At 76.2% G+C, this 11,316-nt stretch carries 12 protein-coding genes; 10 read left to right on the top strand and 2 right to left on the bottom strand.

What is annotated here, in order from left to right:
- Positions 1-78: 78 nt before the first annotated feature.
- On the bottom strand, positions 79-903 hold the full coding sequence (locus O7622_RS20735; RefSeq protein ID WP_282309830.1) for a hypothetical protein: 825 nt from the start codon (positions 901-903) through the stop codon (positions 79-81).
- A 132-nt stretch (positions 904-1,035) separates the two neighbouring features.
- Between O7622_RS20735 and O7622_RS20730 the strand changes: the two genes are divergently transcribed.
- The 8 genes from O7622_RS20730 (at position 1,036) to O7622_RS20695 (ending at position 8,796) form a co-directional block, all read left to right on the top strand.
- Entirely contained in the window at positions 1,036-2,181 is a 1,146-nt protein-coding gene (locus O7622_RS20730) for a histidine kinase (RefSeq protein ID WP_282309829.1), read from the top strand.
- Positions 2,178-2,783 carry a response regulator transcription factor gene (locus tag O7622_RS20725; RefSeq protein WP_282309828.1) on the top strand — a complete coding sequence of 202 codons (606 nt, stop codon included), beginning with the start codon at positions 2,178-2,180 and terminating at the stop codon, positions 2,781-2,783. The genes O7622_RS20730 and O7622_RS20725 overlap by 4 nt, the downstream gene beginning before the upstream one ends.
- 44 nt (positions 2,784-2,827) lie before the next feature.
- Entirely contained in the window at positions 2,828-3,361 is a 534-nt protein-coding gene (locus O7622_RS20720) for a 2'-5' RNA ligase family protein (protein WP_282309827.1), read from the top strand.
- Positions 3,362-3,568: 207 nt separating this feature from the next.
- Entirely contained in the window at positions 3,569-4,312 is a 744-nt protein-coding gene (locus O7622_RS20715) for a winged helix-turn-helix domain-containing protein (RefSeq protein WP_282309826.1), read from the top strand.
- A gap of 68 nt (positions 4,313-4,380) precedes the next feature.
- Positions 4,381-5,328 carry a cytochrome P450 gene (locus O7622_RS20710; protein ID WP_282309825.1) on the top strand — a complete coding sequence of 316 codons (948 nt, stop codon included), beginning with the start codon at positions 4,381-4,383 and terminating at the stop codon, positions 5,326-5,328.
- Positions 5,325-6,119 (top strand): isocitrate lyase/phosphoenolpyruvate mutase family protein, encoded by a 795-nt coding sequence (locus tag O7622_RS20705; protein WP_282309824.1) that lies wholly within the window; start codon positions 5,325-5,327, stop codon positions 6,117-6,119. The genes O7622_RS20710 and O7622_RS20705 overlap by 4 nt, the downstream gene beginning before the upstream one ends.
- A 102-nt stretch (positions 6,120-6,221) precedes the next feature.
- On the top strand, positions 6,222-7,181 hold the full coding sequence (locus tag O7622_RS20700; protein WP_282309823.1) for a hypothetical protein: 960 nt from the start codon (positions 6,222-6,224) through the stop codon (positions 7,179-7,181).
- Positions 7,182-7,185: 4 nt separating this feature from the next.
- Positions 7,186-8,796, top strand: coding sequence for an asparagine synthase-related protein (locus O7622_RS20695; RefSeq protein ID WP_282309822.1), 1,611 nt, complete (start codon positions 7,186-7,188; stop codon positions 8,794-8,796).
- Positions 8,797-8,802: 6 nt separating this feature from the next.
- Here O7622_RS20695 and O7622_RS20690 read toward each other — a convergent pair whose 3' ends face one another.
- The gene (locus O7622_RS20690; protein ID WP_282309821.1) at positions 8,803-9,678 is read right to left on the bottom strand and encodes a transglutaminase domain-containing protein; all 876 of its coding nucleotides are present in this window, start codon (positions 9,676-9,678) and stop codon (positions 8,803-8,805) included.
- A gap of 122 nt (positions 9,679-9,800) precedes the next feature.
- On the opposite strand from O7622_RS20690, the gene O7622_RS20685 reads away from it, so the two are divergent.
- Both O7622_RS20685 and O7622_RS20680 read left to right on the top strand, forming a co-directional pair.
- Complete coding sequence (locus tag O7622_RS20685) at positions 9,801-10,274, top strand: DUF1203 domain-containing protein (RefSeq protein WP_282309820.1); 474 nt, start codon at positions 9,801-9,803, stop codon at positions 10,272-10,274.
- A 48-nt stretch (positions 10,275-10,322) separates the two neighbouring features.
- A complete protein-coding gene (locus O7622_RS20680) occupies positions 10,323-11,315 on the top strand; it encodes a carcinine hydrolase/isopenicillin-N N-acyltransferase family protein (RefSeq protein ID WP_282309819.1) in 993 nt (330 codons plus the stop codon).
- The last annotated feature ends 1 nt before the right edge of the window (position 11,316 follow it).

The following is an 11,316-nucleotide window of genomic DNA, read 5'->3' as shown; positions in this document are numbered from 1 at the left end:
ACCGGGGCAAACGGTCGCCGCGACACCTGCGTGCCGTCCCGTCCGGGTGATCCGGCGTGGCCCCGTGCCCCCGCCGGATCACCGGGACAGGACGGCCAGCAACGTGGTGAGGCCCACACCGACGTCGAACACCGCGCACCACAGCGCGTACCCGCGCGGCACCACTGTGCCGGTGCGGTGGTACCAGCCGTCCCAGGCGGCGTGCACGAGCCAGCCCACGCCCACCAGCACGCCGGCGACGTCGGCGGAGGCGACCATCGCCACGACCGCCAGGCCGCCCCAGACGACCGCCCCGGCGAGCTGCGCGGCCAGCGCGCCTCGGTCGCCCCACTGCCGCCGCCAGGTGCCGAGCAGCAGGTAGCCGGCGGGCAGGACCAGCAGCGTCCACGGTTCGAAGACGGTGGGCGCGAACCACATGTCCACAGTCATGAGCAGCCCCAGTCCGGCCGGCCACCCCCGCGCCACCGCCGCGGCGAGCGGGTGCCGGCGCGGCGCGACCGCGGCGTGCCGGTGCCGCAGCGCCACCAGCAGCATCGCCGGCACCATCAGCAGGTGACCGCCGAGCAGCAGCGTGTCGTCCCCGACCCACCCCGACCACCAGGGCGGGAGCAGCAGCAGGAACGGCACGTACATGGCCGCCGACATCTCCGCGGTGGCGGCCCAGCCGTCCCCCCGGTACCACATCCAGGCGGTCATGCCCAGCGCCATGTTCGTCGCCATCACCAGCGCGCCCACGTCCGGCCGCGCCAGCACGGCCGCGCCGCCGAGCAGGCCGCCGCCCACCCGCCACAGCGGCCCGAGCAGCACCATCCCGGCCACCATCGCCACGAACATCCCGGCCAGGTGCCGGGTCCGCGTCCACCCGGTCCACCGCCGGGGTACGCCCACAGTCATCTCCGTCATGCCCCGAGCCTGCTGCCGTCCGGCGCACCGGACCAGGCGTGTCCGTCACGGGGAAACCGTGCGTTCCGCACGGGCCGGCCGTGACATCTCCGGCAGGTGGGCGGGCCGGTCCACGCCCTAGGATCGGCGGGCATGAGCGTCGATTCCGCTGATCACCGGCTGCGCCGGGCCCGGCGGGTCACTTTGCTGTCGCTGACCACGAACGTGTGGACCACGGTGCTGCTGCCCGTCGTCGGCCTGGCCCGCGAGCCCGATCCGGTACGCGTCGCGCTCGGCGCCGCCGCGCTGCTCGGATTCGCCGTCGCCCAGGTCGCGGTGCTGCACGCGGCGGTCACCCCGTGGCTGCCCGTACCGGCTCGCCGTCGCCGCCACGTCGCGCTGGCGGTGGCGGCGCTGCTCAGCCTGCCGCTGCTCGGCCCGGTCGCGGCCGGCTCCTGGCCCACCTGGGCCTGGCTCGGCGCGTCTCTGGTCGGCATGACGCCGCTGCTGTTCCGGCCCGCCGTCGCGGCGGTGGCGGCGGTCGGCGTGCTCGCGGCGTCCGCCGCCGTCACCGGGCTGACCGGTGGGTCGCCGGCCCGGGCGCTGCTGGTCACCGGCGCGGTGGGCGCCGGGATCGCCGCGCTCACCTGGATCCAGGTCTGGTTCTGGGACCTGCTGGTCGAGGCCCGGCAGGGGCAGGCCGCCCTGGTCCGGCTCGCCGCGGCCGAGGAACGGCTGCGTTTCGCCCGGGACGTGCACGACCTGCTCGGCCACGACCTCACAGTGATCGCGCTCAAGGCGGAGCTGGCCGAGCGGCTGGCGCCGGTCGACGCCGCCCGGGCCGCCGGGGAGGCGGCGGAGGCCCGGCGGCTCGCCGGCTCGGCGCTGACCCGGGTACGCGCGGCGGTGCACGGCTACCGCGCCGTCGACCTGGCCGAACAGGCCGCAGCGGTGGGGGAGGTGCTGCGCTCCAGCGGGGTGCGCACCACTGTGGTCCCCCCGTCCGGAGAGGTACCCGAGCAGGTCGCCGCCGACCTGGCCGCCGTGCTGCGCGAGGCCGGGACGAACGTGCTGCGGCACAGCCGCGCCGGCTGGTGCCGGATCGAGATCACCCGGGAGGACACAGCGGTGACCCTGACCGTACGCAACGACGGCGTCCGTGACGGCGACGGCCCGGACGGGCTCAGCGGCGGCCTGCGCGGCCTGGCCGACCGGCTCGCCCCGGCCGGCGGACGGGTCCGGGCGGACGCCGACGACGGGGTGTTCAGCCTGGTGGCGACAGTGCCGGTGACGCCGTGATCCGGGTGCTGCTGGCCGACGACGAGGAGCTGATCCGGCTCGCGGTCGCCGCGCTGCTCGACCTGGAGCCGGACATCGAGGTGGTGGCGCACGCGAGTGACGGGCGGACGGCCCTGGAGGCGGCGCTGGCGCACCGTCCGGACGTCGCCGTGCTCGACCTGGAGATGCCGCCGCCCGGAGGCGTCGAGGTCGCCGCCGAGCTGACCCGGGCGCTGCCCGGCTGCGCCCCGGTGATCCTCACCGGACACGGCCGGCCCGCCCAGCTCCGGCCCGCGCTCACCGCCGGGGTACGCGGGTTCCTCGCCAAAGGCGCTCCCGGCGGCGCGCTGGCCGACGTGATCCGCCGGGTGCACTCCGGCGACCGCTACGTCGACCCCGCGCTGGCGGCCGACGCGCTGACGCTGCCCGAGTGCCCGCTGACGCCGCGTGAGCTGGAGACGCTGCGACTGGCCGAGCTGGGCACCCCGGTCGCGGTGATCGCCCGGCGGACCCATCTGGCCGCCGGAACGGTCCGTAACCATCTCAGCGCCTGCGTGCAGAAGCTCGGTGCCGCCGACCGGGCGGAGGCGGTACGGCGGGCGCGCGAGGCCGGCTGGCTCTGACGTACGGGGCGTCGCGGGCGGCTGACGCCGACTAGCCTGATCACGTGCGGACGGTCGAACTGCTCTGCTCGCCCGAGCTGGAAGCGGCGGTTCGCGCTGCCTGGGACCGGCTCGCCGCCGCCGGGCTGCCCAGCCTGGCCCGCAACACGCACCCGACGAACCGGCCGCACCTGACGCTCGCCTCGGTCGAGGAGTTCCCGCCCGGCGCCGAGCAGCGCCTGGCCGACCTCTGCGACGCGGCGCTGCCGCTGCCGGTGCGGCTGGGCCGGGTGGCGGTGCTCGACGGCAGCGCGCCGCTGGTGTGGCTGGTCCGCCCGACTCCGCAGCTCGTCGCGCTGCACGGCGCGGTCTGGGACGTGCTCGCCGAGGCGTCCGGTGGGCACTCGTGGCACCTGCCCGGCCGGTGGGTGCCGCACCTGAGCCTGGCGCTGCGGTTCGGCGCTGCGGACCGGCGCCGCGCCCGGGCGGTCGCCGGGGGACACCCGCCGGCCGGGTCGTTCGTGGGCGCGCGTAGCTACGACGGCGACACCCGCACGGTCAGCGAGCTGACCACCGCCAGCCCTCGTTCCGGCGGCTGAGCCGGGGCGTCGGGTCCGCCGGGAACGTCCACACCGCGCCCCACGTCCGGTGCTTCCCGGCCCGGCTGGACCCGGCCCGGAACTCGTGCTCGCCGTTGGCCGGGTCGACCCGGTGGGCGAGCCGGTCGTCGTCGACGTACGCGGTGGTGTGACGAACCCCGAGACCGTTCGGCGCGGCCCGAACCGTGCCCGTGTCAGCATGGGCCGATGACCACCGGTGCCGACGGCCGCGGACTCGCCGGGTTCGCCGCGCTGCTCGCCGACCCCACCCGGGCCGGATTCTGCCTCGCCCTGCTCGACGGCCGCGCCTGGACCGCCGGGGAACTGGCCCGCGCCGCCGGGGTGGCCGCGTCCACCGCGAGCGACCACCTCACCCGGCTGGTCGCCGGTGGTGTGCTCGTCGAGCAGCGGCAGGGCCGCCACCGGTACGTCCGCCTCGCCGACCCGGGCGTCGCCCAGCTCGTCGAGGATCTGGCCGCGCGGGCGCCCGCACCGGCGACCCCGCCCCGCACGTTGCGCGCCGCGTCGGCCGGCGCCGCCCTGGCGTACGCCCGCACCTGCTACGACCATTTGGCCGGGCGGCTCGGCGTGCTCCTGCACGACGCCCTGCTCGACCGTGGCGTGCTCGACCGCACCGGCGGCCTGGCGCTGACCGGCACCGGCGTGACCTGGCTGGCCGGTCTCGGCGTACCTGTCGAACCGCTGCGCGCGACCCGGCGACCCCTCGTCCGCGACTGCCTGGACTGGACCGAACGGCGCCCGCACCTGGCCGGCGCGGTCGGGGCGGCGCTGTGCGGGCGCTTCCTCGACCTCGGCTGGACCGCGCGGGGTACCGGCCGGGCGGTACGGCTCACCGCCACCGGGCGGGTCGCGCTGGCCGGGACGCTCGCCGTCGACCCGGCGCTGCTGGCCCCGCCCGCCTCCCGCGACACCGGCCCGGCGCGCGCCTGACCCGGACCGGCCGCGCCCGCGCGGATCGTTCGGTCCGGACCGAACCGTTCGCGCCCTACGGTCGGGCGATGCGACTACCGACGATCACTGCTGCCCCGGGTACCCCGCCCTGCGGACCCCCGGCCCTCGGCGACGACGGCTGGGTGGTGACCCGGCACGCGGACGTCCTCGCCGCCCTGACCGACAGCCGCTGCGTGGTGCCGCCCGTCGCGGACGGACCGGAGGGCAGCGTGGCCTGGCTGCGCGCCTCGGTGAGCCGGTTCAGCCCGCCGGACCGGCACGCCGCGCGGCAAGCCGTCGGGGTGGCGGCACTCGACGCACTCGACCCCCGGGAACTGCGTCTCGCCGCCGCACGGCTGACCGAACGGATCCTCGGCTCGTCGAGCGAGGAGAGCGTGACCCGGGCTCGGCGCGTACCCCTGCTGGTGCTCGCCGAGCGGCTCGGCCTGGCCGACCCGGCGGCGGCCGCCACGGAGGTCTCGGCGGTGGCCGCCGCCTACCATCCGGGCGCCGACGCGGCGGCGACCCGGCGGGCGGACCGGGCGGTGGCGGCGCTGCTCGCCCTGTCGCCGCCGGCGCCTGCGGAGGTCACCGCGAACCGCCTCGGCCTGCTCGTGCAGGCCGCCGACGCCACCGCCGGGCTGATCGACGCCGCCGTCCGGCACGGACGCGCCGTGCCGGACGGGCTCGCCACGGCCACGCTGCTCGCCGAGGTGCTGCGGCTGGACCCGCCGGTACGGGCCACCCGCCGGGTCGCCACGTGCGCGCTGAACCTGGGCGGCCAGGGGGTGCGGGCGGGGGACCGGCTGGTGCTGCGATTCGACGCCGCGAACCGCGACCCGGCCGTCATCGCGGACCCGGACCGGTTCCGGGCCGACCCGGCGGGCATGGCGCTGACCTTCGGCGCCGGTCCCCGCGGCTGCCCGGGGGAGCGGCACGCGCTCGCCCTGGCGACAGGCGTGGTCGACGTCCTGCGCCACGCCTCCGGCACGCTGATCGAGGGGAGCCGGCGATGACCGGCAGGTACCGCGCGTTCCGGGAGCTGCACCGGCTCGGCGACCCGCTGCTGCTGCCGAACGCCTGGGACCACGCCTCCGCCGCGGCGCTCGCCGCCCGGGGCCATCAGGCGATCGGCACCACCAGCCTGGGCGTGGCGGCGGCCGCCGGGCGGCCGGACGCGGTCCGCGCCACCCGCGCCGAGACGCTGGCGCTGGCGTACCGGCTGCGGAGCCTGCCGGCGCTGCTGACTGTGGACGTCGAGGACGGCTTCCACGACGACCCGGCGGAGGTGGCGCGCTTCGTCGGCGAGCTGGCCGCGCTCGGCGTGGTCGGCGTGAACCTGGAGGACGGCCGCCCGGACGGGCGCCTGGCCCCGGCGGAGCACGTCGCCGCCGTGATCGCGGCGGTCCGCGCCGCCGTACCGCAGATCTTCGTCAACGCCCGCACCGACGCCTGGTGGCTGGGGGTGCCGTCGCCGCTGGACGAGGCGCGGCGGCGGGCGGCGCTGTTCCGGGTCGCCGGCGCCGACGGGCTGTTCGTGCCGGGCGCGCCCGACGACCTGGTCGGCGTGCTCGCCGCCGAGGCCGGGTTGCCGCTCAACGTGCTGTACCGGCCGGGCGGCCCGGACCTGGCCGCCCTCGGACGGCTCGGGGTGGCCCGGGTCAGCACCGGTTCGCTGCTGTTCCGGGCGGCCCTCGGCGCGGCGCTGCACCTGACCGACGCGATCGGCGCCGGGCGCGACGCGGGCCTGCCGGCACCGCCCACGTACGAGGAGGTGCAGGCGCTGGTGCCGTCGTCCGCCACCTGATCGGGCACATCGGGGGAGATGGGGCGATTGCCGCCCTCCCGGCTCATTACGGTGTGTGCAGGCCCAATCACGCCGTGTCCTGACCGAGAGGGGACGGAGACCATGCGAGTGCCCAGCCGCAGCCCCGGTCGCCAGCCCGGTCCCGCCGTCACGTCCACCGCTCCCGTCCGGCGGGTGCCCGCCGGCGGCCGGCGTGCCGGTGCCGAGCCGGACCTGTCCGCGTACCGGGCGGCGGTGGCGGAACTCCTGGTCGAGGTGGGTGCGCTCGCCGACGCGCCGTCCACCACCGCCCGCCAGGTGCTGCTCGACCAGCGGCTGCGCGAACCGGCCGTCGCCGCCGTCCTCGACGCCACGCCGCAGGGACTGATCGGCGCCCGGGAGACGCTGCTGCTGGAGATGGCCCGCTACCAGCCCAACACGCGCAGCTCGGCGCAGGACCTCACCGCGCTGGTCCGGATCTACCTGCTCTCCCGCGTCGACGTGCTCTGGTGGCGGGACAGCCCGACGTTCCTCACCGACGACCAGGTCCGCACCAGCACCGAACTGGTCGACCTGGAGTGGCTGCGCCGCCGCGGCCTGATCGAGTTCCGCTACCAGGAACAGCCCGCCACTGTGGTGGGACGCGGGCTGCGGGCGGTGCGGCGACGGCTGCGCCCGGACGCCACCCCGCGTACCGCCGGGCTGCTGTTCCGCCGGGCCCGCCGCGAGATGATCGCCTTCCTCAACGACCTGGCCCGGGAGTTCACGGCCGTCGCGCCGGACGGCACGCCGCCGCTCTGGGTGACCAGCCTGGCCCGCAGCGCGGAGCACCAGTACCGGCTGCGCCGCCTCGGGTACGCCGCGATGGTGCCCAGCGGGCACTGCCTCGGCTGGGCCGCCGACGTCGAACTGGAGTGGTTCGACCGCTTCGGCGCCCGCCCGGCGCTCGCCGGGCTGCTGCTGGCCCGCCAGGACGCCGGTGAGGTGAACGTGGTCGACGAGGGACAGGCCTGGCACGTGTGCCTCGCCCCGGCCGCCCGTCGCCGGTACCGGCGGGCGTACGAGGCCGAGATGGGGGTGTGACCCGGTGTGCGGCATCGCGCTGAGCATCGGCCCCGACGCGGATCCGGCCACCTTCCGGCGGATGCTCGCCGCGCTCGCGCCGCGCGGCGAGGTCACCGAGACCCGGCAGGAGAACGGCCTCCTCGCGGGCGTACGGCGGCTGAGGATCGTGGACCGGGAACGGTCCGTCCAGCCGTGGATGTTGCCGGACGAGCGGCACCTGCTCTGCTTCAACGGCGAGATCTTCAACCACCACGAGCTGCGCGCCGAGCTGACCCGGCTGGGCCACCGGTTCATCACCGCAGGCGACACCGAGGTGGTGCTCACCGCGTTCCGCCAGTGGGGCGAGAACGCGGTACGCCGGCTGCGCGGCGAGTACGCGTTCGTGATCGTCGAGCGCGACACCGGCCGGACGTACCTGGCCCGCGACCCGCTCGGCGTCAAGCCGCTCTACTGGTCCCGCCTGCCCGGCTGCCTGCACCTCGCCTCCGAGGTCAAGGCGCTGGTCGGGCACGGCGCGCCGATCGGCGAGGTGGCGCCCGGGCACCACGGCTGGGTCGAGCCCGGCCGGCCGGTCCGGCTCGGTCCGCACGTCGACCTGCTCACCCTCGGCGACGGCCTGCCGGTGATCGACGACCCGGACGAGGCGGCCCTGCTGGTCCGCGTCGCGCTCACCGACGCCATGCGCGCCCGGCTGGACACCGACCTCACCGTCGGCGTGGTGCTCTCCGGCGGCCTGGACAGCTCACTGGCGCTGCTGCACGCCCGGGAACTGCACCCGGACTGCGTGGCGGTCACCATCGGCGTGCCGGAGAGCCCGGACGTCGCGTACGCCCGGCGGCTCGCCGCCGACCTCGGCGTACCGCACGAGGTGATCGAGCTGCGGCCGCGCGACATCCGGCTCGCCGACGTCCGCGAGGCGATCCGGATCTCCGAGCTGACCGAGTACGGCGACATCATCAACGCCGTCGTCTCGGTGCCGATCTTCCGGCGGCTGCGCGAGCTGGGCGTCCGGGTGGTGCTCACCGGCGACGGCTCGGACGAACTGTTCGGCGGGTACCCGATGTACCACCGGGTGGGGCCGGAGCGGTCCCGCCGCCTGTTCCTCCACAAGATCCGCAACCTGTGCCGGACCGAGCTGCAACGGGTGGACCGGGCCAGCATGGCGCACGGGGTGGAGGCCCGGGTGCCGTTCCTCGACCTCAGCGTCGTCGAGCTGGCCATGCGGCTGCCGCTGGGTGTGAAACTCCGCGACGGGCAGGAGAAGTGGATCGTCCGGCGGGCGTTCGCGGACGTGCTGCCCTCCTACGTCCGGCAGCGGCCGAAGAACCCCATGTCGTACTCGTCCGGGCTGCACGAGCGGGCCCGCCTCTACAAGCCGCTGTTCGCCCGGCTGCACCGCTCCTTCGGCTACGACCTGCTCGAACCGGTCCGCCGGGACTTCGACAGCGTGCTCACCCGCTGCGGCAACGACCTCGACCGGGCCATCGCCGAGGGCATCGCCCGGCCCGACTACACGGTGCTGGAACACGCCCGGGACCTGGTAGGCGCGGCCCGCTGGAACGCCGCCCCGATGGTCCGCCGGCTGGTCAACCCGCGCCGCACCCGAGGCGACGAGGCGCCCCTGCCCGGGTGAGCCCGGTCAGCGTCGCAGGTCCACGCCGGCGGCCACGCCGGAGACCGGGTCGACGCGGTGCACAGTCCGGCCCGGGCGCAGCCGGGAGTCCGAGGCGTACCGCCGGGCCAGCTCCCGCCCGGCGGCGGCGTCGCCGCGGTCGGCGGCCACCAGCAGCGCCGCGACCTCGTCGACGAGCGTGAGGTCGGCACCGGTCAGATCCTCGGTCATCGCCCCGAACCCGTCCCAGAGCAGCACCTCGTCCTTGTGCCGGTGGGCCAGCTCCAGCAGCACGTAGTCGTGGACGAGCCAGTCGCCCCGGATCGGCAGCGACGGGTCCACGCCGTACGTGTCGGGGTCGATCCGGCCCGCCCGGTACGCCAGCCACACCCGGGCCGCCGACTCGAAGTGCCCCGCCTCCGGGTCGATGTCGTAGCCGTCGAACGGCCGGTCGCCGGCCGGGTCCAGCTCCGGGTCGGACCAGACCCAGCGTTCGCCGTCCCACCACTCCGCGAGCACGTGGTCGTGGTGCCAGTCCGGGGAGAAGTAGCTCACGAACCCGATCCGGCTGCGGGCCGGGATCCCGTGCTGGCGCAGCGCCGCGACGGTGAGCAGCGTGTGGTCCCGGCAGCAGCCGGCGACCCGCTCGGCGGCCGGACGTTCGGCGGTCAGCGGCAGCGGGAACCGGGACTGGTCGGTGTCGAGGATGCGGTCCAGCCAGCGCAGGTTCACCTCGGCCCGGCGGACGTCCGGCAGCTCCACGCCACCGGCCCGGTAGTGGATGATCACGTTGCGGGCGGTCGCCGCGACGGTGGGCAGGTCGGCGGGAACGGCGTCGAGCAGCGCCGCGTGGTGGCGGGGATCGCTGTACGGCGAGTGGGTCCGGTAGTCGTCGACGTCCATCCGGCCATTGTCGGCGCCGGATGCGGCCCGCGGGTGCCCGCTCGGCGCGCATTGTCGCGGCACCCGAACGCCAGGTCCGATCACCGCCAGCGCCGCGGTCCGGGCCGCGCCAGGCTGGGAGCGTGACGACCACCCGTACCGCGTTCGGAATCCGCCCGCTGCCCGCCGAGACGCTCGCCGAGCTGCGCCGCACCGGCCGCGACGCCACCGGGCAACCGCCCGAGCACCGGCGCGCCACCGGTGGCGAGCCGCTGCGCTGCTGCCTGCGCGACGCCCGGCCGGACGAGGAGCTGCTGTTGCTCGGGTACGCCCCGCCGCTGCCGCCGGGCCCGTACCGCGAGGTGGGGCCGGTGTTCGCCCACGCCGCTGCCTGCGCCGGCCCGGACGACGTGACGGTGTACCCGTCGCAGTGGCGCGGACGGGAACAGGTGCTGCGGGCGTACGACAGCCGGGGCCGCATCGTGGGCGGACGGCGACACGACGGCGGCGACCCGGAGGCGGTGATCGCGGAGCTGTTCGCCGATCCGGTGGTGGACCTGCTGCACAGCCGCAACGTGGTGTACGGCTGCTGGATGTTCGCCGTCGTGCGAAGCTGACCGGGTCCCGGATGGACATCGGCGGGAGTCTCTTCTAGCGTCGCTGTCATGCGGAGGACCCTCATCGCCGGCGGGCTGGCGCTGCTCCTGCTCGGCACGGCCTGCGGGAAGAGCCGCCGGTCCGGCCCGCCGGCCGCGGCCGGCTCACCGACCGCGTCGCGGCAGGACCCGGCGCAGGTCGAGCGGACCCTGGCCAGCCTCCGCAAGATCGACGATCTGCCGATGTACGAGATGACGTACGACGGCGACTACGACCCGACCGCCGGGCTGGCCGGGTCCACGCCGCCGAGCCCGTTCGGCTGCTCGCTGTTCGCCGCGCTCGCCGACCGGGAGCGGCCGCTGTTCGCCCGCAACTTCGACTGGGAGCCGAACCCCGCGCTGGTGCTGCGTACCGACCCGCCGGACGGGTACGCCTCGATCTCCCTCGTCGACATCTCCTACCTGGGCGTGCCCGCCGACCCGACGGGGGACCGGCGGCTGCTGGACGCGCCGCTGCTGCCGTTCGACGGCATGAACGAGCGGGGCCTCGCGGTCGGGCTGGCCGCCGACGACGGGGCACGTGCCGAGCCGGTGCCCGGACTGCCGGCCGTGGGCTCGGTACGCATCCTGCGCCTGGTGCTCGACTCGGCCGCCACCGTGGACGAGGCGGTCGCCGTGTTCCGGCGCTACAACCTCGACTTCGACGGCGGGCCACCACTGCACTACCTGCTGGCGGACGCCACAGGCGCGTCCGCGGTGGTGGAGTTCGTCGACGGGAAGCTGACGGTGGACCGGCGACAGGGCCCGTGGCAGGCGCTGACCAACGTGCCCGCCGTGGGCGTGCCGGACCGGGAACTGCGCCAGGACCACAGGTACGGGGTGCTGGCGAAGGAACTCGACCGTGCCGGCGGGGTGGTGGACGCGGCCGGGGCGTTGCGGCTGCTGAACGCGGTACGCCAGTCGCACACCCGCTGGTCGGTGACGTACGGGCTGCGCAGCGGCGAGGTGCGGGTGGTCACGGCGGGCGGCGGCACCCGCGACTACCGGCTGCCGATGAGCTGAC

The organism is Micromonospora sp. WMMD1076, assembly GCF_029581475.1.
GTDB classification, from domain to species: domain Bacteria; phylum Actinomycetota; class Actinomycetes; order Mycobacteriales; family Micromonosporaceae; genus Micromonospora; species Micromonospora aurantiaca.
The sequence above is the reverse complement of the archived record's forward strand: the minus strand, read 5'-3'. Positions and strand labels throughout refer to the sequence as shown.

Bases quoted from the DNA above. Each gene is read 5' to 3' on its own strand.
- O7622_RS20735 (WP_282309830.1), bottom strand. From the start codon at position 903: ATGACGGAGATGACTGTGGGCGTACCCCGGCGGTGGACCGGGTGGACG.
- O7622_RS20705 (WP_282309824.1), top strand. From the start codon at position 5,325: ATGACCGGCAGGTACCGCGCGTTCCGGGAGCTGCACCGGCTCGGCGAC.
- O7622_RS20730 (WP_282309829.1), top strand. From the start codon at position 1,036: ATGAGCGTCGATTCCGCTGATCACCGGCTGCGCCGGGCCCGGCGGGTC.
- O7622_RS20710 (WP_282309825.1), top strand. From the start codon at position 4,381: ATGCGACTACCGACGATCACTGCTGCCCCGGGTACCCCGCCCTGCGGA.
- O7622_RS20680 (WP_282309819.1), top strand. From the start codon at position 10,323: ATGCGGAGGACCCTCATCGCCGGCGGGCTGGCGCTGCTCCTGCTCGGC.
- O7622_RS20715 (WP_282309826.1), top strand. From the start codon at position 3,569: ATGACCACCGGTGCCGACGGCCGCGGACTCGCCGGGTTCGCCGCGCTG.
- O7622_RS20700 (WP_282309823.1), top strand. From the start codon at position 6,222: ATGCGAGTGCCCAGCCGCAGCCCCGGTCGCCAGCCCGGTCCCGCCGTC.
- O7622_RS20690 (WP_282309821.1), bottom strand. From the start codon at position 9,678: ATGGACGTCGACGACTACCGGACCCACTCGCCGTACAGCGATCCCCGC.